Source organism: Ruegeria sp. YTSC106 (assembly GCF_059609765.1).
Genome location: NZ_JBXWMI010000009.1, coordinates 42,705 through 62,802 on the forward strand (window position 1 = coordinate 42,705; position 20,098 = coordinate 62,802).

General features: G+C 56.0%; 18 protein-coding genes, 1 tRNA gene and 1 pseudogene. 15 read left to right on the plus strand and 5 right to left on the minus strand.

The window, feature by feature from the left end; genetic code table 11:
* Window positions 1-29: 29 nt before the first annotated feature.
* Complete coding sequence (locus AC2FEB_RS13540) at window positions 30-731, minus strand: response regulator (protein WP_152459691.1); 702 nt, start codon at window positions 729-731, stop codon at window positions 30-32.
* Complete coding sequence (locus tag AC2FEB_RS13545) at window positions 728-1,240, minus strand: MarR family winged helix-turn-helix transcriptional regulator (protein WP_299899934.1); 513 nt, start codon at window positions 1,238-1,240, stop codon at window positions 728-730. Before AC2FEB_RS13545 ends, AC2FEB_RS13540 begins: the two co-directional genes overlap by 4 nt.
* A gap of 160 nt (window positions 1,241-1,400) precedes the next feature.
* Here AC2FEB_RS13545 and AC2FEB_RS13550 point away from each other — a divergent pair, with 160 nt between their 5' ends.
* The 5 genes and pseudogenes from AC2FEB_RS13550 (at window position 1,401) to AC2FEB_RS13570 (ending at window position 5,367) form a co-directional block, all read left to right on the plus strand.
* Window positions 1,401-2,267 carry a branched-chain amino acid aminotransferase gene (locus tag AC2FEB_RS13550; protein WP_117871424.1) on the plus strand — a complete coding sequence of 289 codons (867 nt, stop codon included), beginning with the start codon at window positions 1,401-1,403 and terminating at the stop codon, window positions 2,265-2,267.
* A 108-nt stretch (window positions 2,268-2,375) separates the two neighbouring features.
* The gene (locus tag AC2FEB_RS13555; protein ID WP_496673738.1) at window positions 2,376-3,326 is read left to right on the plus strand and encodes an AraC family transcriptional regulator; all 951 of its coding nucleotides are present in this window, start codon (window positions 2,376-2,378) and stop codon (window positions 3,324-3,326) included.
* Between the two features lie 111 nt (window positions 3,327-3,437).
* Window positions 3,438-3,803 (plus strand): SPW repeat domain-containing protein, encoded by a 366-nt coding sequence (locus AC2FEB_RS13560; RefSeq protein WP_496673478.1) that lies wholly within the window; start codon window positions 3,438-3,440, stop codon window positions 3,801-3,803.
* A gap of 158 nt (window positions 3,804-3,961) precedes the next feature.
* Window positions 3,962-4,292, plus strand: a pseudogene (locus tag AC2FEB_RS13565) (transposase).
* A gap of 376 nt (window positions 4,293-4,668) precedes the next feature.
* A complete protein-coding gene (locus AC2FEB_RS13570; RefSeq protein WP_496884141.1) occupies window positions 4,669-5,367 on the plus strand; it encodes a fumarylacetoacetate hydrolase family protein in 699 nt (232 codons plus the stop codon).
* Between the two features lie 3 nt (window positions 5,368-5,370).
* On the opposite strand, the gene AC2FEB_RS13575 is transcribed toward AC2FEB_RS13570, so the two are convergent.
* A complete protein-coding gene (locus tag AC2FEB_RS13575) occupies window positions 5,371-6,591 on the minus strand; it encodes a winged helix-turn-helix domain-containing protein (RefSeq protein WP_496673481.1) in 1,221 nt (406 codons plus the stop codon).
* Window positions 6,588-7,613: a LacI family DNA-binding transcriptional regulator gene (locus AC2FEB_RS13580; RefSeq protein WP_299643949.1), complete on the minus strand. Its 1,026-nt coding sequence runs from the start codon at window positions 7,611-7,613 to the stop codon at window positions 6,588-6,590. Before AC2FEB_RS13580 ends, AC2FEB_RS13575 begins: the two co-directional genes overlap by 4 nt.
* Before the next feature lie 115 nt (window positions 7,614-7,728).
* Here AC2FEB_RS13580 and AC2FEB_RS13585 point away from each other — a divergent pair.
* From AC2FEB_RS13585 to AC2FEB_RS13600, 4 genes are all read left to right on the plus strand, one after another.
* A tRNA-Arg gene (locus AC2FEB_RS13585) sits at window positions 7,729-7,805 on the plus strand.
* A 155-nt stretch (window positions 7,806-7,960) separates the two neighbouring features.
* Entirely contained in the window at window positions 7,961-8,818 is an 858-nt protein-coding gene (locus AC2FEB_RS13590) for a hypothetical protein (RefSeq protein WP_496884113.1), read from the plus strand.
* Window positions 8,815-9,285 (plus strand): plasmid mobilization protein, encoded by a 471-nt coding sequence (locus tag AC2FEB_RS13595; protein ID WP_496884114.1) that lies wholly within the window; start codon window positions 8,815-8,817, stop codon window positions 9,283-9,285. Before AC2FEB_RS13590 ends, AC2FEB_RS13595 begins: the two co-directional genes overlap by 4 nt.
* Window positions 9,282-10,838 carry a relaxase family protein gene (locus tag AC2FEB_RS13600; RefSeq protein WP_496884115.1) on the plus strand — a complete coding sequence of 519 codons (1,557 nt, stop codon included), beginning with the start codon at window positions 9,282-9,284 and terminating at the stop codon, window positions 10,836-10,838. The genes AC2FEB_RS13595 and AC2FEB_RS13600 overlap by 4 nt, the downstream gene beginning before the upstream one ends.
* 665 nt (window positions 10,839-11,503) lie before the next feature.
* Here the strand turns inward: AC2FEB_RS13600 and AC2FEB_RS13605 are convergent.
* Entirely contained in the window at window positions 11,504-12,283 is a 780-nt protein-coding gene (locus AC2FEB_RS13605; protein WP_496884116.1) for a helix-turn-helix transcriptional regulator, read from the minus strand.
* 213 nt (window positions 12,284-12,496) lie between these two features.
* On the opposite strand from AC2FEB_RS13605, the gene AC2FEB_RS13610 reads away from it, so the two are divergent.
* The 6 genes from AC2FEB_RS13610 to AC2FEB_RS13635 all read left to right on the plus strand — a co-directional run bounded on the left by AC2FEB_RS13610 (window position 12,497) and on the right by AC2FEB_RS13635 (window position 20,033).
* Window positions 12,497-14,059, plus strand: a complete 1,563-nt coding sequence (locus AC2FEB_RS13610) for an ABC transporter substrate-binding protein (RefSeq protein WP_496884117.1) — start codon at window positions 12,497-12,499, stop codon at window positions 14,057-14,059.
* A 130-nt stretch (window positions 14,060-14,189) separates the two neighbouring features.
* Window positions 14,190-15,128, plus strand: a complete 939-nt coding sequence (locus AC2FEB_RS13615) for an ABC transporter permease (protein WP_496884118.1) — start codon at window positions 14,190-14,192, stop codon at window positions 15,126-15,128.
* A gap of 11 nt (window positions 15,129-15,139) precedes the next feature.
* Window positions 15,140-16,021 carry an ABC transporter permease gene (locus tag AC2FEB_RS13620; protein ID WP_496884119.1) on the plus strand — a complete coding sequence of 294 codons (882 nt, stop codon included), beginning with the start codon at window positions 15,140-15,142 and terminating at the stop codon, window positions 16,019-16,021.
* Entirely contained in the window at window positions 16,018-16,998 is a 981-nt protein-coding gene (locus tag AC2FEB_RS13625; RefSeq protein ID WP_496884120.1) for an ABC transporter ATP-binding protein, read from the plus strand. Before AC2FEB_RS13620 ends, AC2FEB_RS13625 begins: the two co-directional genes overlap by 4 nt.
* The gene (locus tag AC2FEB_RS13630; protein ID WP_496884121.1) at window positions 16,995-17,927 is read left to right on the plus strand and encodes an ABC transporter ATP-binding protein; all 933 of its coding nucleotides are present in this window, start codon (window positions 16,995-16,997) and stop codon (window positions 17,925-17,927) included. Before AC2FEB_RS13625 ends, AC2FEB_RS13630 begins: the two co-directional genes overlap by 4 nt.
* A gap of 63 nt (window positions 17,928-17,990) precedes the next feature.
* Window positions 17,991-20,033 carry a CocE/NonD family hydrolase gene (locus AC2FEB_RS13635; RefSeq protein ID WP_496884122.1) on the plus strand — a complete coding sequence of 681 codons (2,043 nt, stop codon included), beginning with the start codon at window positions 17,991-17,993 and terminating at the stop codon, window positions 20,031-20,033.
* The last annotated feature ends 65 nt before the right edge of the window (window positions 20,034-20,098 follow it).

Genomic DNA, 20,098 nt, shown 5'->3' on the forward strand with positions numbered 1-20,098 from the left:
AAGGCCGAAATAGGCCGCGTAGCGGCACCTCAATCCGGCGCAAGCATATACCCTGCGCCCCGCACAGTCTGCAAATAGCGTGGCTGCTTGGGGTCCTGTTCGATTTTGCGTCGAAGGCGCGTGATCTGCACATCCACCGCGCGCTCCTGCGCCTGGCCCTTGTCGCGACCCAGATCCTCGACCAGCTTGGCACGGCTGATCGGCTCTCCGGGCTGGGCCGAGAATATCTTCATCAACTGGCTTTCGGTTGCGGTCAGACGGACCGGGTCTTCGCCCTGCCACATCTCACCGCGTTCAATGTCATAGCGGATGGGCCCGAGGTTCAGGATCTTCGCCGTGGTTTCTTCTGCCGGCGTTTCCGGCATCCGGCGCAGGATCGCGTTGATCCGCAACAGCAGTTCCTTCGGCTCGAACGGTTTTGCCAGGTAATCATCCGCCCCGGCCTCAAGGCCCGCGATCCGATGTTCCGTCTCACCCTTTGCGGTCAGCAGCAGGATCGGTGTCGTATGCGTTTCCCGCAAAGCACGGGTCAGACTGACACCATCCTCGCCCGGCATCATCACGTCCATGACGATCATGTCGAAATCCAACCCCGACAATACGCGCCGCGCGTGGGCCGCATCCCGTGCCGCTGTAACCAGAAACCCGTTTCGCATCAGAAACTTCTTGAGCAGATCGCGAATGCGCTCGTCATCGTCGACAATCAGCAGATGGGCATCCATATCGCTCATGAGGTCGTATCCCGAAGTTTCGTGTAGGCATGACGCATATCAGCATCCATCATTGCTTCAAGCACTTTGCGAAATCCAGCCACGGCTTCGGGACCGGCATCCTTGTAGGCGGCACGCATTCTGGCCCGCTGGGCATCTGACAGCGTGGTTTCCAGCACCTTCCCCTGTTCTGTCAGAAATAGGTGGCGTTCGCGTTTGTCCACTGTCCCCACGCGGCTTTCAACCAGACCATCCTCGATCAAGGTTCGCAAAACCCTGTTTAGAGACTGCTTTGTCACGCCAAGGATGGCCAACAAGTTGTTGACCGTCGTGCCCGGCGCGCGGTTGATGAAGTGGATTGCCCGGTGGTGGGCGCGGCCATAGGCCAGTTCCGCGAGGATACGATCGGGATCAGCCGTAAAGCCGCGATAGGCGAAGAACATGGCCTCGATCCCCTGCCGCAATTGCTCATCGGTCAAAAACAACAGGCTCTCGCCCCCATAACGCGGGGTCGGGCGGATGTCGGACATATCATGCCTCATTCGTTACTCCGGGGCCGAGTTTATGTCAGCGTTATTGACATTCCAAGAGGAGAGCGGTATCGAATCGCAGTTTTTGCGCAATATTGTGTCCGTATCGGACTTAATTGACGCAATAATCGAAAACCCAACCCGGTTCAGGAGGTTTCGCATGGCGGGGTATGATGATCGTGATGGCACCATTTGGATGGATGGCAAACTGGTGCCCTGGCGTGAGGCCAACGTGCACATTCTGACCCACGCAATGCACTATGCGTCATCGGTATTCGAAGGCGAGCGCGCATACAACGGTAAGATCTTCAAAAGCCGCGACCATTCCCGGCGTCTGATCGCCTCGGCCGAGGCGCTGGATATGCCAATGCCTTATTCGGTTGATGAAATCGAAGCCGCCAAGGAAGAAGCGCTGAAGGCCAGCGGTTTGCAGGACGCGTATGTGCGGGCGCTGGTCTGGCGCGGCTCGGGTGAGGATATGGGCGTCGCGTCGGCCCGCAACCCTGTTCGCATGGCGGTCGCGGTCTGGCCCTGGGGTGCCTATTACGGCGATGCCAAGATGCAGGGTGCCAAGCTGGACATTGCCGAATGGAAACGCCCCAGCCCGGAAACCATCCCGGTTCACGCCAAGGCAGCAGGTCTCTACATGATCTGCACCATTTCCAAGCACAAGGCCGAAGCCAAAGGATGCTCGGACGCTTTGTTCATGGACTGGCGCGGATACGTGGCCGAGGCCACCGGTGCGAACGTGTTTTTCGTCAAGGATGGCGAGGTGCATACCCCGCTGGCAGACTGCTTCCTGAACGGCATCACCCGCCAGACGGTGATCCAGATGCTGAAAGACAACGGCATTACCGTGCATGAACGCCGCATCAAGCCCGAAGAAATGGCTGACTTCGAACAGTGCTGGCTTACCGGCACCGCGGCCGAGGTAACGCCTGTCGGGCAGATCGGCGCATACACATTCGAGGTCGGCGACCTGACCCGCCAAATCGCCGAAGACTACGAGAAACTGGTCCGCTCGTAAGCTTTTGCGCTCTGCTTTGTCGGGGTGTGATTGTTACCAAACGTGCAAATTATTGTGCAAACCGTTCAGTCGTCTGGACGGATTGCACAGATTGCGTATCTTCAGCACATGTTGGACCTTCTCAGCGATATTCTCACCCGCCTTTCCCTGCGTGGCACATTTTATTTCCGCACGTCGTTCACGCCGCCCTTCGGAATTCAGGTGCCGGGGTTCGAAAACGTGGCCCGGTTTCATTTTGTGCAGCGTGGCGAGCTCAAGGTACATGTCTCGACCACGGGGGAAACCCTGCGGTTAAGGCAGGGGGACTTGATCCTGATACCCCACGGGGCGCCGCACGCGTTGCTCTGTGCCGAGGTAAAGCCGTTGGATGCACTGCCTCTGGAGCAGGTGCTGGAGCGTGCGGGCTACAAGGGCGAGGGCGTGCTGGTCTATGGCGGTGATGACGAGGAACGGGATACGCAGCTGATCTGCGGTCATTTCTCTTTTACCAGCCCGGCCGGCCGAAACGGCACCGGGCATATGCTGATCGACCGCCTGCCGCCCTATATCCTGATCGAGAATTATGGCGAAGAGGCCGGATCGTGGATGGAATCCACACTGCGCATGATTGGCTCTGAGGTTTCAGGCGCAAGAATCGGTGGCGACCTGATCGCGCTGAAACTGTCCGAGGTCCTGTTTGCACAGGCGATCCGGGCCTATCTGGAACGTCAGAGCCCGCAGGATTCTGCGTTGGCAGGATTTGCTGATCTGCGTATCTCGCGGGCGTTGACCGCGTTCCATCAAGCCCCGGCCAATGACTGGAGCGTTGCGTCATTGGCACGTGTGGCGGGTATGTCGCGCACTGCCTTTGCTCAGCTTTTTGCTGAAAAGATGGGTACAACGCCGATGCAGTACCTCACAGATTGGCGGATGCAGATCGCGTGCCATGGTCTGACCGAGGCACGATGGAACGTGGCAGATGCAGCCGCCGAGGTTGGGTATGCCTCTGAGGCAGCTTTCTCACGTGTGTTCAAGAAACAGGTTGGGCTATCGCCGGCTGCGTACCGGGCGATGCATTGATCCACCAAGCATTCTGAACGATCTGTATGATATCAGAGACGATCAGGAATTCAGCGTTCAGCTTCGGCGTCCTAACTTCCTTCTATCATTAATTGAGAAAAGGAAGATCTCATGTCCCTGCGTTTCGTTACCCGCTATGTCCATGCTTACCTCGACTACCCTGTTGCCATTGCCCTCATGACGTTGCCGTTCCTGCTGGGATTGGGTCAGTCCAACCCACTGGCCCTGTGGCTTTCCGTTGTCACCGGTGTCGCTGCGTTTGTTCTGACGGTTCTGACCGATCATCATCTTGGGATTTGGCGGGTCCTTCCCTACAAGTTTCATCTAGCCGTAGACTTGATCGTCGGCATCACCTTCCTGTTTGCCCCCAGCGTTCTGGGTTTCTCAGGGCTGGATGCGGTGTTCTACTGGCTGAATGGTGCGGCTGTCGTGTTCGTCATCTCACTCAGCGCCCCCGAGCAGGAAGTCGTCGCATAAAACCGTTGCCAGCGGGTATCCCGGTTTAACAGTAACGCCTCAAAGTCTGAGCCGCCGGGACCTCTAACCGGCGGTCCTCTTTTGCAAGCAGCCAGGGTCAGGCTGGATTGATTTTCGGTGCGCTGCGTGATTAAGGGCTCTCAAAACCGAGCGGTGACCTGAGCGACCTTTATTGGCTAACCGACGAGCAGATGGCGAAGCGCGCCCCCTTCCTCCCGAAGTCGCACGGTAAGCCTCGAGGTGATGACAATCGGGTGTTGAGTGGGATTATCTTCATCAATCGCAATGGTTTGCGCTGGCGAGATGCCTCTGGCGAATACGGACCTCACAAGACGCCGGTCAAGTACGACAAGCGCAGATACAAATCGCATCGAGATTATGTTTGGCAGGCTCAGGGATTGGGGGCGCGTGGCGACACGCCATGATCGTTGTCCCAAGGTCTTCATCTCAGCAATTGCACTCGCGGCTACCGTCATCTGCTGGTTATGAATACTGACCTCAGGCATTTGCTGAACGACAACTGAGCCCGCAAGTGGTTTCCTCGCGTCATTGTGGCTGATTGTTTTTCTAGCCGCGCTGTTTTGATATCTTTACACCCCGGAAGATGGATTCGCCCCGTCACGCTGATTAAGAGCTTAACCCGACTTGAGCCTGGGCCAAGAAAAGTTCCGACCTGCCGAGCCCCGATGCGCCAACAAAGGCGGATGTGAAACTGCATTCAAATGGCACTGGGCGTTCAGGTCAGAATGGAGCAGGTTCGCGCTGAAAAAACTCTTGGATATTGGCGAAATCCAGCGTGCATTCCCGGCTTGCTGGCAGCTCTGGCAGGCGTAAGATGGCAGCGATGAAAAATTCAGGAACCACGATGTCAAACAGCCTGTTTTCCCTTCCCGATCCCGTAACCATCCCTGTCGTTGGCGAGACGGCCGGGTATCCTGTCGGACGCATTTTCTGCGTCGGGCGAAACTACGCCGCGCATGCAGCAGAGATGGGAAATGAAGTGGATCGCGATGCGCCGTTCTATTTCACCAAATCCGCGCCAAACGCGATCCTGTCCGGCGCGACGGTTCCGTACCCGGCGGGGACGACGAATTACCATCACGAAATGGAGCTGGCGCTGGCCATCGGAAAGCCGGTGTTTAGCGCCTCGAGTGCGCAGGCGTGGGATGCGGTTTATGCCTATGGCTGTGCGCTCGATATGACCCGCCGTGATCTGCAATTCCGCGAGCGGGACAAACAGCGGCCTTGGGACCTAGGTAAAGATGTCGAAAACGGAGCAGTCTTCGCGCCGCTGATCCCTGCGGCGGCCTGGTCACCGGACGATGACAAAAACATCCGCTTGAGTGTGAACGGCGAACTGCGCCAGGACGCTACTCTGAAAGAGCTCATCTGGAAGATCGATGAAATTGTCAGCCATCTGTCCGGTTTCTACCATTTGCGCCCCGGCGATCTGATCCTGACAGGTACACCGGCCGGCGTAGGCCCGGTTGTGGCCGGGGACATGATAGCCGGAGAGATTGATGGGCTGGAACCGATCAAACTGACCCTGACTGACGCGGAATAGGCCTTATTTAGGGTCTTTCAGCCAACCCCTTGCAAACTTGACCTGTTCAACGCCTGCCAGCCGGCGTATCCGATCCAGCTCGGCGTTCAGGCGTCGGCTGCGGGCGTCAGACCAGCGCACCCCGCGTTCGGGCCAGAGTGCCTTGACATGCAGCAGGTCGCGATCGCGATGCGCCTTCATGTCGATCCGGCCGATCAATCGATCACCTTCAAGCAAGGGGAAGACGTAATACCCATATGTCCGCCTGGCTTCGGGCACGAAAACTTCGATGCGATAATGAAATCCAAACAGCCGCTCGGCCCGGTTTCGGTCCCGAAGCATCGGATCAAACGGGCTGAGCACTCGGATCCGTCCGGGCGGTTGCGGCAAGTCGGTTGCCCGATCCATCAAATTCGGGCGGGCAAAGGTTTTGCGCAGGCGTCCATCGGCGCAAGAGATTTCGATCTCTTCGATATTTCCTTGAGCCAACGCCGTGGCACACCAGTTTTTGGTCTCTGCAGCGCTGACCGTATCCCAGAATGCGGCGAGCTCTCCGGACGTTGCAAACCCCAACCGGTCCAGTGCCGCGTTGCACAGCCAATCCACGGTCGATTTTGCATCGCACGGCATGTTACCGGGGCATAACCGGGTTTCAATCACGCGCTCGGTCAGGTCATAGCGTTTCTTGAACCCATCGCGGCCCACAACGGTCAGTGCTCCGGAACGCCACAGAAACTCCAAAGCGGTTTTTGACGGATGCCAATCCCACCAACCGCCCGAGCCTTTCTTTTCATCCTTGCCAACGTCTGACGAACACACTGGTCCATGGTCGCGGATGTGTTGCAAGACAGTCTCGAACTGTTGCTCGAACCCATCCCGTCGCCAGTTCTTCCAACGGGCTTTCAAAAGATCCGCATCTCGCTGAAAGCGCAGGTGCCAGTGGGGATAGAACGACATCGGGATCACGGCCGCATCATGTGTCCAGTGTTCGAACAGCGCTTTTTCCCTTTCATAGAGCCTTTTCAGGTTGGCGCTGCGATACGCAGGCCGTCGGGAAAAAAGGATCATATCATGGGCGCGGGCAACCGTGTTGATGCTGTCGAGTTGTACGAACCCCAGCCGCTGGATGAGGTCCAGAAGCTCGGCGCCCTTGGCCGCCCCCGAGGGTTGTTCGGCCAATGCGTGACGATCCATGAAAATAGCCCGGGCCGTCCGGTTGTCGAGCCGTTTCAGGGGGGCGCTCATCGCCGTTTCAGAGTATCGCCATAGCTGATCTTGGGGGTCAGGGTGACTCGTGTCTCGATTTCAGAATCCGGATCCTTCAGGCGTTCAGCGATGATCTGTGCGGCCTGACGGCCTATATCCAGACGGCAGGCATCCATCGTCGCCAATTTGCGCGGCAGACCCTGCAAAAGCTCGACGTTGTTGAACCCGGCCAGACCGATCTGCCCCGGAATATCTACGCCCTGTTCCAGCAGGTACAATAGACCACCAGCGCCGATCATGTCGTTGGAATAATACAGGAAATCCAGTTCGGGCGAGCGTTCAAGCATGGCCTGCGTCATCTCGCGCCCTTTGGCCAGGGCAGAGCCGCCAGAATAGAACTCGCGATCTTCGATCTCGATCCCGTGTTTGCCCAGTACTTCGGTAAAACCTTCAAAGCGCTTCCGGGCGCGGTGATCCAACGGCATCTTGGTGCCCATGAAGCCAATATGCTGATACCCGGCCTTCAGGATCGCCTGCGCCATTTCACGTCCGGCCCGGCGGTGTGAAATGCCGACCATCGCGTCAACAGGTTTGCCATCGGTATCCATGATCTCGACCACGGGAATACCTGCCGAATCCAGCATGGCGCGGGCCGCGTCAGTGTGTTCAAGCCCTGCAATGATCACGCCCGAGGGTCGCCACGAAAGCATCTCGTACAGCACCTTTTCCTCTTTCTCGGGCAGATAATCCGTCACGCCAACCACAGGCTGCAACTCGGTATCTTCGAGCACCTGATTGATGCCGGTCATCACCTCGGGGAACACCATGTTCGAAAGCGAAGGGATGATCACCGCGACAAGGTTGACCCGGCTGGATGCCAGCGCGCCCGCGATCTTGTTGGGGACGTATCCCAGATCTTTGGCGGCGGCCAGAACGCGGGTGCGGGTGGCGTCGGACACATCCCCCCTGTTACGCAGAACCCGGCTCACCGTCATCTCTGAGACACCGGAAGCCTCGGACACATCACGAAGGGTAAGCGGGCGTTTGGTTTCACTGTTCACGGGAGGCACCTGCGTTGTTGTTTTGCCAGATGGTAGCGTGAACACGTCGGTGTGTACAACAATTGTGCAAAGGCGATGACAACCCGGAAAATCCCAGTTACAGAAGGCAAAACGCGGCCCCGTGGCTCAACTGGATAGAGCAGCCCCCTCCTAAGGGGCAGGTTGCAGGTTCGAATCCTGCCGGGGTCGCCAAAACCACCTGAAAAATATGGCTTATTTACAGGGCGTTGTGCGAATGTGTGCAGAAACGCCCGTCGGCTTTCGTGGCGAACTCGGCTGAAACGGCCGATTTCTCGTACAAAACCTGTACAAAAATCGCACGTTTGTGCGTATTTCGGGGGCCAATCATGAGCCGCCATAGCTTTGATCCCGAAATCGCGGGACGTGTTGGCCTGAACGCGGCGGTAATCTTCCAGAACATCACCTTCTGGATCGAGAAGAACCAAGCCAATCGCCGCAACCTGCGCGACGGTCGCTATTGGACCTACAACTCGATCTCGGCCTTCGGTGAATTGTTCCCATACCTAAGCGAGAAGCAGATCCGAACAGCGCTCGAAAAGCTGGTCGGCGCGGAGCTGATCATCAAGGGCAATTTCAGCGATGATCGCTATGACCGGACCTCTTGGTATGCCCTGGGCAACTCCATTTGCCCAAATGGGCAAATGGATCCGACCGAAAGGGAAAATGATGCATTTGCCCCTGAGGGCAAGCCATCTGCCCCAGAGGGCAAATCCTATAAGAACAGATATAAACCATATCAAAAACCAAATCCTTCGCACGCGAAGGCGGCGGTAGAGGATGAAGTTTCTGAGAAAGTTTTGTCGGCCTATCCGGAGGATCGTATTCGCAGCAAAGCGGTTTGCCTCTCACAAATCCGCCAAGCGCTGGCCAACGGAGTGGATCCCAAAGACCTCGAGGACGCCGTTCAGGCCTATGCGAGCGAGAGTGAAGGCTTCACCCGATCCAAGGTGTGCTTCTCCGACAATTGGTTCACCTCTGGTCGTTGGCTGAAATACCTTCACGACGTTGAGGAGGCGCGAGAAGCGGGCAAAGCCAAAGAGGCCGAATTGCTGAAAGGTTTGGCCGACTGGGTCACGGACAAGCACCCACTTTGCCGCCACATAACGCCCGGCCAAGTGACCGCGTTGCTGGCCGCAAACCTGGTCAGCCCTGCTGAAATCGAGGCGGCGGAGCTCCGATCATGAACGCAACTGGTCCTCACAATGTGAAGAGAGCAAGGTTACCCACCGATTACATCGGCGGGACTTGCGAGGGGCGGCAAGCCTCCCCTTCAAACCCCAACCAGGCGCACGCAAGCGGCGTCAAAGAGGCCCTTTCCGAGAGCGTGATCTTTCGATGCACCCCGCTGGAGAAGGCAGCGCTCGTGGCCAAAGCGCGCGCCGCTGGCCTGCCCAATGCCACGCTGATGCGCGAGGCTTTGGGGCTGACCGAGGCGCGTAGGCGCAAGCCCGCCCCCAAAGTTGACCCGAAGCTGACCTTTGCGATTTCCCGTGTCGGCGGCAACCTCAATCAGCTCGCCCGCTGGATCAACGTCGCGGTCAAGTCCGGCCGCGCGAGCCAGATCGATGCGCTCAAGGTTGCTGCTCAGCTTTTGGTCATCGAACGGCAATTGGCGCAGATCGTGGCGACACACACAGGCGGTGACGCATGATCATATCATTCTTCTCCACTGGCACCGGTGGCGGGGCGGCCCCCGTTGACTACCTGACCGCGCGCGAAGTTCTGGCCTATGACGAGAACCGCAATCTGATCCGCGTTGACAACGGCCAGCCGCAAACCAAGATCCGCGACCCGCTGCCCGAGGTGCTGCACGGTAACCCGGACCAAACCCGTGACCTGATCGACGCGAGCCCCAACAAGTGGAGCTATACGGCAGGCGTTATCAGCTTTGCGGACAGCGATGCTCCCAGTCCCGACGCCCAGCAAGAGGCCATTGAGCTATTTGAGGCTCTGGCCTTTGCAGGGCTGGAAAGGGATCAATACGATTGCCTTTGGGTGCGCCACTCGCATGAAGGCAATGTCGAGCTGCATTTCTGCACGCCACGCCTTGAGCTGAGCACGGGCAAGGCGCTGAACATCGCTCCGCCGGGACATGAGCACGCCTTTTCCAGCCTGCGCGATCTGATGAACAAGACCCACGATTGGGCAGACCCTTTGGAGCCAGAACGCGCCCGCGAAGTAAGGGCGACGATTGAAGCGCCGACGCGCGCGCAAGGTCGCGAGGCGCTGCACGATTGGATCCTCGATCAGGTCAGCGTCGGCACCATCACCGACCGCGCCAGCATGATCGACACACTCACTGACGCGGGGTTCGAGATCCCCCGTGCGAGCAAGAATTACATCACCGCCCAAGACCCCGACACCGGCGAGCGCTGGCGTTTAAAAGGAGAGATTTTCCATGACGACTGGCAAGCCGAACCGCCTCGCCGAGAAATTGAACGCGGACCTGGAGACAGTACGCAGCGACCACGCCGCCTTGATGGCATCTCAACTGGAGAGCTTCAAGAGCGATTTCAGCAGCATTGCGACCAGCGCGCTGCATACAATCGAGACCGATATCAGGTTCTTTCTGAGCGACAGCAGGAGCGAGTTGGAGAGGCGGAGCGAGACGATCCGGCGCTGGCTGACGATATCTCCCTGGGTGATCGTGGGGATGGTCTCGGCCTGGATCGCAACGGTGCTGATGGCGAGTTGGTTTTGGACGGGTTTGATGGCGCATTCGGAGATGACGGAACTTGGCCTGACACAGATCGAGCAGGCGGGGCAGACATGGGTGACGCTGGACCCGGACCGAGCGGAATTGAAGAGCTGCACGATGGGGCAAACGCCAATCATCTGTATCGAGATCAAGGAGCCTTAAATGACGCAGCCCCTGACAGCATTGGAGCGCGAATTGCTCGCATCCGTCGAGCGGTTGGTGACGGCCTGCGAGAGCTCAGCCAAGGAATTGCACGCCTTGGAGAAACGCTCGACCAGCAGGATCGAAAGCAAGGTGAATGGCTTGGCGCATTGCGTGGCGCTATTGATGAAATCACATCTCACGTCCGTCACCACATTGGCCGACTTGCTGCGCGAGGAGCAGAATTACGACACGCTTCAGGCGAGATTGGAGACAAGCTGGAAACTAGCGAAAGACGCCGAGAAGCGGCTGAACGAGAGCTAGATGCGAGGGATAGCCACCGCAGTGCGGGTCACTCGCTTTAATCTAACTGCAAGTGTTGGCTTGTTTAGGAGATCTGTTGCGGCATTCCTAAACGCGTTCTGCAACATTCGGAGACATGCCTGCAATGTACTCCATGGATGCACATGCGGGAAAACCAGTCATTCAGGCCCTCGGGGTTGGACGACAGTGTTGCGGGACGGAGCCGCCTTTTGCCCATGCCGCCATTGCTTACGCAGAAAGACTTCACCCTGGCGGCGCGAAAAATTCGGCGGCGCAGCAGATTTACCCAGACCGGTCGTTCAATCACGCCAATCCCGGTTGATTCCAAACCGACCTTTCGCCGCGAGCTAGTTCAACAATAGAGGAGCGGGCTGAGGAGACTCGTGCTCGCTGAGCAAAAATTCTTGACTCTCCGAACTCGCTTGGTTCGTGCGCGCAGAGCTGCGCGTTCTGCATGGCAGCAAATTTTCCAAGACCAGACTTTCAACTTCGTTTAGGAAACCTGGTATCGATCCTGCCGTTCGCTGCACGTCTGAGTCATTTGTGGCCGCTATTTCCAGTGTAATAGGTCGTTGACCCGGTTGATCTTATGATCTGGGATGTCGGCAAGCCAGATCGCATCAAACAGCTCAGAAACGAGCATACTGACGCACTAATTTCATAGTCAATTCCTACGGGACTTTTGGTACCTTTGTGGAGGTAAATTCTACTGGGGTAAAGTATCGATGGGTGATTGCATGAATTCGCGTACTGTAGGTGCAATACCCCGACTGTGAAATCCGTAGACGCCACAGGCTTGAACGGCCTCGCGTGCCGATATCTGTTCGCTAATGCGTTTCCAGATTGTTTTGGAGACAAAAGGAGCAAGGCCCGGTCTGGACGCAACCCCAAGCGTTAACCCGCGCAGGTAGTTCACCTGTTGGCGACGGTCAGGATACAACACTGTCTCAACGATGCTGCCATTCTCGTCAGGCTCACGTTCAATAACGTAAATACGATTTCCACGAAACGTCGCTAGACCATCGAATCTTGCACGCTGGCGCATGCTCCCGTCTTTCGATTTAGCGCGTTGAAGGGTTCGAGCGACAACATATCCGTTCTGTTCATAGATATGCGTGAGGATACACATTATCTGCCCATCCCAGATCGGCGTGGTGAGGTAGACGTGGTAATGTCCAAGATAGCGCCGCAAGCGTTTTGATTGATCTGAAAATGTAGTTGCCAGAATATCGGCAGGGGTTCCGTCACTGTGTCTGGAGTGTTGTTTGTGTTTCTCAATGAACTGATCATTGGGTTCGAACAGATCACTTTCCGCAACATTAAAGTAAGATGAAATTCTGTGCAGGTTGTGCGCAGCTGGCATGCTCACGCCGTTGAGATATCTGCCAAACTGGTGCCTGTTAATCCCAATTTCGCGGCAGACATGTGAAACCGAACCACTCCTTGCACACATGTGGCGTAGATTTTGAGAAAAATTCTTCTTCATAGCTGATCTCTTGTTCTATTTTATTCTAGTTCGTTCAAGTTAGCATAAGTATGCACCATTTAGCACACTTTCAAACAGAAGTTCGATGCAGCAATGGTTCTTTACCTGCTGTTTCGGACAGTCACCGATACCAAACACACCAGAGGCCATAGAAAATAATTGGGCTGAAACCATACCAAGAAGGCTTCTTAGACCAACCCAAGGGAGGAAAATATGAAAATCGAATGGACAAAGGCACCGGTGGGGCGCCGTACATTTCTGAAAGGGGCAACTGCTCTTGGCGCGGCATCTGCGCTGCCGATAGGTATGGGCTCGTCCGCAATGGCTTCGACAGATGATGTGCTGCGCGTACGAGCATATGGTGATTTGAAGTCCATGGACCCCGCGTACAGTGTGGGCCTCGTCGACGAAACAATGCACTCATGTGTTTACAACAAGCTGATCCAGTACAAACCGGGCCGTGAATGGGACTGGCAGTTGGATGCGGCAACAATGATCGAACAAGTCGACCCTACACATGTGAAATTCGCGCTAAGGGACGATATCGGATTTACCAACGGCTTTGGGGCAATGACGGCTGAGGATGTTAAATTCTCTTTTGAGCGCATTGTTTCCGAAGAAATTGCATCAACAAACAGACCCGACATGGGCCCACTTAGCCATGTTGAGGTCACAGGCGAGCGTGAGGGAACGATTGTTATGAATGAGCCGTTTACACCGCTCTTCTCGATCGCTTTGCCCTACATCACCGGCAATATTATCTCCAAGAAAGCAACCGAAGCGGCGGGGGGGCGGATCGGTACGGACCCGGTGGCTGAATCTGGTCCCTATCTGCGTGACAGTTGGAGCGCGAAATCAAAGTCCGTGCTCAAACGCAACCCTGACTGGAAAGGTGAGGCTGCTGCTTGGGACACAATTGAGATTTATCCAATTGACGATGAAAACACCGCTGAAATCGCGTTTGAAGCGGGCGAGTTGGATTTCACACGTGTCTCTCTGGGGTCTGTTGAGCGCTATCGTGCAGGTGTCCCGAACGGTGGTTCGCTGATCGAATACCCATCGCTGTTTTATGTCTGGTTAGGCATGAACCTGGATCATCCAAAGCTCCAAAACATAAAATTGCGTCAGGCGATCCAGCATGCGATAGATGTCCCTACTATTCTTGAAGCGGCATACTTCAATGCGGCCGAAGCATCGACAGGTATTCTTGCGCCGGGCCTGCCTGGGAATCGTGAAAATGGCTTGATTCCACCGGAAGCCAACTTTGAGAAGGCGGCCGCATTGCTGGCGGAATCCGGGGAGACCAACGTCACGCTCACTCTCGACATCCTGAACAAAACAACCAATTCGGTGATGGCGCAGGTTATTCAGGCGACACTGGCGCAAATCGGAATCACGGTTGAAATTAACAATTTGGAATCCGGCGCCTTCTGGGCCTCAGGCGACAATGAAAACCTGCAGCTGATCTTGAACCGCTACTCGATGACGCCAGACCCTTATTATGCGACATCATGGTTCGTTTCCGATCAAATCGGCATCTGGAACTGGGAGCGTTTCAGCAATGAGGAATTCGACAGGATCCATATCGAAGCATCTCAGGAAACAGATTTTGACAAGCGGGCTACTATGTATCGTCGGGCGCAAGATCTGATGGAAGAAAGTGGTGCTTACCGCTTTATCACCCACGAGGCTAACCCAGTTGTGCATTCAGCGAATGTGATCCCTGCGCTGCGGCCTGATGGTATAGCCCAGCTTCGCTACTTCGGCAAATCCTAAACAAAGAAGTTGACCCTTCGCGGCCACGATTGCCGCGAAGGACGACACAGGTTTGAATGAGACATGACAAGCGTCTCAAGACCTGAAATCCGTTTCAGGCGGAAAATCGAAAAAGAGAAAGAGGTGCGCGATGGTTGCGTATGCTTTGCGAAGATTTGCCCTTGCGGTGCTTATCCTGCTTGTGGCGGTTACGGTCATGTTTCTGATGATCCGGGCAGTGCCGGGTGATCCTGTATCCATCATGTTGGGGCCTCGTGCTTCACCAGAGCTAAAGGCAACGCTGATTGCGCAAATGGCTTTGGATCAGCCAATCTGGAAACAGTTGCTGATCTTTTACAAAGGCCTTTTACAGGGCGATCTGGGTATAGATGTTTTTTCGGGTCGGGCAGTTACCGACACCGTGTTTGAGCAATTGCCGTATACATTGGAACTGATTTTTGGTGCAATTATCTGGTCCGCGGCTCTTGGAATTGCTCTGGGCGCCTATGCGGCCGCACATCCGAATACTTTGATCGATCGCATTACGGCTGCCATTTCTGTCAGCGTTGTCGCAGCACCTGCATTTGTTGTCGCGCTGCTGGTACTGTTGGTTTTCTCCGTGGAACTACAGTGGTTTCCCGCCATTGGTGTTGGGGAAGGTTTCATGGATCGTGCGTACCACCTGGTGCTGCCTTGTTTTGCGATCGGGTTAAGCTGGGTTGGCTACACAGCGCGACTAGTGCGGGCATCAATGCTCGAAGTCATGGGGGAAAACCATATTCGCGCCGCACGTGCGTTTGGCCTGAATGAGCGGCGCATTGTGATGGTGTATGCCCTGCGTATTGCCATTCTGCCGGTCGTGACAGTGATCGGTGTGGGGATGGGTTTTCTGCTAAGTGCTGCGGTCTTTACAGAAATCGTATTTGCCCGCCCGGGGCTTGGTAAGCTGGTGATCGATAGCATCACCACCCGAAACTATCCCGTTGTGATGGGGGGTGTTCTTGTCTCTACGGGACTGTTTGTTTTGTCGACGGCGCTTGCCGATCTCACCAACGCGCTTCTGGATCCGCGCGCAAGAACCGCGAAGTAGGAGCAAGCAAAATGACAAGCACTACCGAAAATCCAGGGACGAAGTCGCAATCCGAGTTGATGATCATTTTGAAAGGTGTCGCCAAAGACCCTCTTGGACTGATCGGTTTGATTATTGTTGGCATGATCGTCATTAGCGCCGTTTTGGCCAGTTGGATTGTCCCCTATGACCCTGTCGCCATGAATATCCAGGACCGGTTGCAGGGACCGTCTCTCAACCATTTTCTAGGCACGGATCAACTTGGTCGCGATACTTTCTCCCGCGTGATCATGGGTGGGCAGGTGGCGCTTAAGGTGGCGCTGCCTGCCGTTTTTGGGGCCATGGCCATTGGTCTGACGTTGGGCATGGTCGCAGGCTATGGGCCCAAATGGCTCGATGCTTTTCTGATGCTGTTGTTCGACACTATCCGGTCCTTCCCGACGGTAATGTTCGCCCTTGCCGTGGTGGCCCTTGTTGGCCCCAGCCTGCAAACAGTTGTTTTTGTGGTGATGGCCACATCGATTCCGACCTATGGCAGGGTGGCCCGAACCCAGACACTGACTTTGCGCAATTCAGAATTCATCCTCGCTGAACGTTCTATGGGGGCCTCAATGTCACGTATTTTGGGTGTGCATATGCTGCCCAACATTATCGGCGTTCTTGCTGTGTTGGCGGCGATGGATATCCCTGCCGTAATTGCGCTTGAGGCCGGGCTTTCGTTTCTAGGCCTTGGGGTCAAACCACCTACCCCAAGTTGGGGTTCGTTGCTGAAGGATGGCTATGCGTTGATCCGTCAGACGCCGTGGTTGGTGGTGGGTGGCGGCCTGCCGATCATCCTTGCAACATTGGGCTTTACTTTCCTTGGCGAAAGCCTGCGTGACGTCGTTGACCCGAAACTGAGGAAAAACCGATGACCGAGACACTTCTGGAAATCGACGGCCTTAGTGTCGATTACGAAACTGCAAATGGTGATTTGAAGGCCCTGCGCGATATTACTTTTGATGTTCGCAAGGGCGAAATCGTCGGCATCGTAGGGGAAAGCGGCTGTGGGAAATCCACACTGATTTCCTCGATCCTGCGCCTAACTGCGCCAAACACACGGTTTCGCAAGGGGGAAATCCGCTTCAAAGGCGTTGACCTTTTGCAAGCCAGTCAACGCACCATACGCGACTTGCGAGGCTCGGATATTTCAATCGTATTTCAGGACCCGATGCAAACCCACAACCCGGTCATCTCAATCGGGCAACAAATGGTTGATATCCAGCACCGCTCGTCCGCGTCGAAGGCAGACAAACTCGCCAATGCGGCACGGATGCTGGGTGTTGTCGGCATCCCCGACCCTGACGAACGGCTAAAACAGTTCCCGCATGAATTTTCCGGGGGCATGCGTCAGCGCATCGCCATCGCCATGGCATTGATGAGCGAACCTGATCTTCTTATTGCGGATGAACCGACGACGGCCCTGGATGCCACGCTTGAGGTACAGATCATCGAACGCCTGCAGGATCTGCAAAAAGATTTTGATTGTTCGATCCTGTTCATCTCGCACCATTTGGGGGTGATCGCGGAACTTTGTGACCGCGTTGTCGTAATGTATGCTGGTGCCGTTGTTGAAAGCGGCGAAGTGCGCGAAATATTTCACAATCCCAAACACCCCTATACCCGCCGCCTCATCGAATGTGACCCCGGCCATATCAAAGAACGCGCCCGCGTGTTGCCGACGATTCCCGGCGAAGTACCTGACTTGGCCAATCTGCCCAACGGATGCATCTTTCTCGACCGCTGTGATCAGGCCCAGACGCGTTGTGCGACCCAGGTTCCACCTCTTGAAAAACTCGCAACAGGTCATCACGCGGCCTGTTGGCTCAACCATGCGGAGGCACAGGTATGAGCACGATCCTGGACGTCAAAGACCTGCAAACCAGCTATGGCAAGGTCAATGTTCTTGCCGGAGTGAGCTTTAAAGTTGAGGCTGGCGAAACCTATGCCATGGTTGGTGAAAGCGGATCAGGCAAAACAACCGTGATCCGCGCCATAGCCGGGCTGGCCCCGGCACAAGGCGGATCAGTCAAGTTTGACGGCCGTGAAATTCGCGGTGCATCGGAACGGGTGATGCGCCCTCTGCGCAAAGATATCGCAATGATGTTTCAGGACCCTGTCGGCAGCTTGTCGCCCCGCCTGACTATCGGCAATCTGATCACGGAACCCTACCGCATTCAGGGTATGAAAGAGCGGGATCTGAACGCCGAGGCTAAACGTCTGCTGGAGCTGGTCAATCTGCCTGCGCATTTTACCGACCGCTACCCCTATCAGTTGTCAGGCGGGCAAGCGCGTCGCGTCGGTGTCGCCCGCGCTCTTGCGTTGGAGCCGAAACTTATCCTTGCGGATGAACCAACCGCTGGACTGGATGTTTCGGTTCAGGGAGAGCTTCTCAATTTGCTCAACGATCTGCGTGAACGCCTGGGCTTGTCGATGGTAATCATTACCCACAACTTGAACGTTGTGCGTCATGTGGCTGACCGTATGGGTATCCTTTACCTGGGACGCCTGGTCGAAGAAGGCAGCTCTGAAGCCGTCTTTAGCCAGCCTCGCCACCCCTATACTCACTGCCTGCTCAGTGCCAATCCTGAACCCGATCCCGACGCGCGGCTGGAGCGCATCGCCCTTAAAGGCGAGCCTCCTAGCCTGATCCGCCGTCCTACAGGGTGCGAATTTCGGGAGCGATGCCCCGTGGCCAGCGAGGTATGTACGCAGGTGCCGCAATGGGAGGTTGACCAAGGCCACGGCATTCGCTGTCTGACGCCGCGCGCGCTTGGTTAGGCGCATCCTTTACAAATCAATACCGTATTACCATGGGCTCGCCCAACTTAAGAAAGACTAAGAATGCTGACACCAAATGATAACCTTGAGCACGTTGTCTCGCCACCATTGAACGAGATTGAGATCATCGAACATATCTGGATTAAGATGTCCGATGGCACACGTCTGTCTGCAAAGATGTGGTTGCCTGTGAATGCCAGTGAAGAGCCGGTTCCGGCGGTACTTGAAATTGTCCCTTATCGCAAGCGGGACTCTCTTGCGATGCGGGATCACCACAATCACGCATGGCTTGCGGCACGCGGGTATGCCTGCATTCGCCCTGACATGCGTGGCCACGGCGATTCTGAAGGCATCATGCGGGATGAATATTCGCCACAGGAACAACAAGATACGGTCGAAGTGGTCGAATGGCTGTCCAAACAGCCGTGGTGTGACGGGAACGTCGGTATGATGGGGCTGTCTTGGGGCGGCATCGCCAGCTTGCAGACCGCAGTTAAACAGCCCCCCGCGTTGAAAGCCATCATACCAGTGGGTGCATCTGTTGATCGGTATTACGACGATGGCGGGTATTTGGTGGGCGGTTACGCGGGGCAAGGCCTGGGCTGGGGCGGCATCATGTTCGGGTTTTGCATCAGGCCACCCGATCCGGCCGTCGTGGGCGATGGCTGGCGCGACATGTGGATGAAGCGTTTGGAAAATACGCCAATGTTCGCGGAAAAATGGCTCACGCATCAGCTCCGCGATGAGACGTGGACACAGGGATCTGTTTGCGAGGCGTATGACAAGATCAAAGTGCCGGTGCTCGGGGTAAGTGGTTGGAACGATTGCTGGCCCAACACCATGATCCGTCTGCTTGAAAACATTGATGCACCGTGCCGCGCGGTATCAGGGCCTTGGGGTCATGTGTATCCCAACCTTGGCGGACCCGGACCGTTGGCTGGATATCTTCAGTTAGCGCTGGAATGGTGGGATCATTGGCTGAAGGGCAAAGAGAACGGCGTTATGGATGCTCCGGCCTTTCTGGCCTATCTGCAAGACAGCCACGCGCCTGACCCCAACCCAACCGATCGACAGGGCCGATGGGTAGGCGAGCCGGGCTGGCCTACGCAAAGTGTCACGAACTGCCGGTATGATCTTAGGCCTGGTGTATTGTTAGAAGGATCATCTGGCGGTGCGGGTAGTGTTAGCATCTGCTCGCCAGTCGCCCTTGGCCTGAAGTCCGGGGAATATATGCCGATTTCTGGGATCGCGGAGCTCCCGCAAGATCAAAGGGGGGATGATGGACGCTCGGTCTGTTTTGACAGTGAACCATTGTCTCAGCCGCTTGATCTGTTGGGAACAACCAAAGTGCACCTGCGCCTGTCAAGCGATTGCTCTTGCGGCCTGATTGCTGCGCGGATTTGCGATGTGGCACCTGACGGGGCCTCAACCCTGATCAGCTATGGCATTCTGAACCTAAAACAGCGCAATGGCCGTGAAGTTCTGGCCGAAGTCACCCCGGGCGAAAGCATGGACGTTGCTGTCCGGCTTAATGACACCGGATGGTCCATGAAGCCGGGGCACAGATTGCGACTGGCCTTGTCTACACAGCTGTGGCCGATGGCCTGGCCCGTGGCTGAACGGGCGGTGCTTGATGTTGACCTGGCGGGTTGCTCGTTGGAACTGCCGGTTAGGGATAGTAATGCTGGTGGGGAAATTGGGGACCCCTTCGGCCCGGCAGTGTCCGCTGATCCGCCTGCGCATGAGAGCATCAAGCCATCCACGGGATCGCGCCACATCAGCCAGAATGTTGAGACGGGTCAGATCGTGATGGATGTTCGGTTTGAGGGCGCTAAAATTCGGTTTGAAGAGACCGATCTAACCTATGGCTCCAGCAATTCACAAAAGTATTCGATTGTCGAAGACGATCCGCTGTCGGCCAGCATCGAATACAAGGCAGGCTTCAGTTTCGCCCGCGAAGGCTGGAATGTACGGACTCAAAGCGAACTGGTCACGACGTGTGACGCGACCAACTTCTTCCTCAAAGGCCGGGTAATGGCGTTTGAAGATGATGTACAGGTTTTCGCTCGCGACTGGGACGTGAAAATTCCGCGCACAATATTCTGATAAATTCGAATCTCACTCCAGGGATCCTAACACAACATGCCTCTACCGCTACCTCGATCCTACGG

Bases quoted from the DNA above. Each gene is read 5' to 3' on its own strand.
- AC2FEB_RS13610 (WP_496884117.1), top strand. From the start codon at position 12,497: ATGAAAATCGAATGGACAAAGGCACCGGTGGGGCGCCGTACATTTCTG.
- AC2FEB_RS13570 (WP_496884141.1), top strand. From the start codon at position 4,669: ATGTCAAACAGCCTGTTTTCCCTTCCCGATCCCGTAACCATCCCTGTC.
- AC2FEB_RS13625 (WP_496884120.1), top strand. From the start codon at position 16,018: ATGACCGAGACACTTCTGGAAATCGACGGCCTTAGTGTCGATTACGAA.
- AC2FEB_RS13560 (WP_496673478.1), top strand. From the start codon at position 3,438: ATGTCCCTGCGTTTCGTTACCCGCTATGTCCATGCTTACCTCGACTAC.
- AC2FEB_RS13605 (WP_496884116.1), bottom strand. From the start codon at position 12,283: ATGAAGAAGAATTTTTCTCAAAATCTACGCCACATGTGTGCAAGGAGT.
- AC2FEB_RS13555 (WP_496673738.1), top strand. From the start codon at position 2,376: ATGTTGGACCTTCTCAGCGATATTCTCACCCGCCTTTCCCTGCGTGGC.
- AC2FEB_RS13540 (WP_152459691.1), bottom strand. From the start codon at position 731: ATGAGCGATATGGATGCCCATCTGCTGATTGTCGACGATGACGAGCGC.
- AC2FEB_RS13595 (WP_496884114.1), top strand. From the start codon at position 8,815: ATGAACGCAACTGGTCCTCACAATGTGAAGAGAGCAAGGTTACCCACC.
- AC2FEB_RS13545 (WP_299899934.1), bottom strand. From the start codon at position 1,240: ATGTCCGACATCCGCCCGACCCCGCGTTATGGGGGCGAGAGCCTGTTG.
- AC2FEB_RS13590 (WP_496884113.1), top strand. From the start codon at position 7,961: ATGAGCCGCCATAGCTTTGATCCCGAAATCGCGGGACGTGTTGGCCTG.
- AC2FEB_RS13615 (WP_496884118.1), top strand. From the start codon at position 14,190: ATGGTTGCGTATGCTTTGCGAAGATTTGCCCTTGCGGTGCTTATCCTG.
- AC2FEB_RS13635 (WP_496884122.1), top strand. From the start codon at position 17,991: ATGCTGACACCAAATGATAACCTTGAGCACGTTGTCTCGCCACCATTG.
- AC2FEB_RS13620 (WP_496884119.1), top strand. From the start codon at position 15,140: ATGACAAGCACTACCGAAAATCCAGGGACGAAGTCGCAATCCGAGTTG.
- AC2FEB_RS13550 (WP_117871424.1), top strand. From the start codon at position 1,401: ATGGCGGGGTATGATGATCGTGATGGCACCATTTGGATGGATGGCAAA.
- AC2FEB_RS13575 (WP_496673481.1), bottom strand. From the start codon at position 6,591: ATGAGCGCCCCCCTGAAACGGCTCGACAACCGGACGGCCCGGGCTATT.
- AC2FEB_RS13600 (WP_496884115.1), top strand. From the start codon at position 9,282: ATGATCATATCATTCTTCTCCACTGGCACCGGTGGCGGGGCGGCCCCC.
- AC2FEB_RS13630 (WP_496884121.1), top strand. From the start codon at position 16,995: ATGAGCACGATCCTGGACGTCAAAGACCTGCAAACCAGCTATGGCAAG.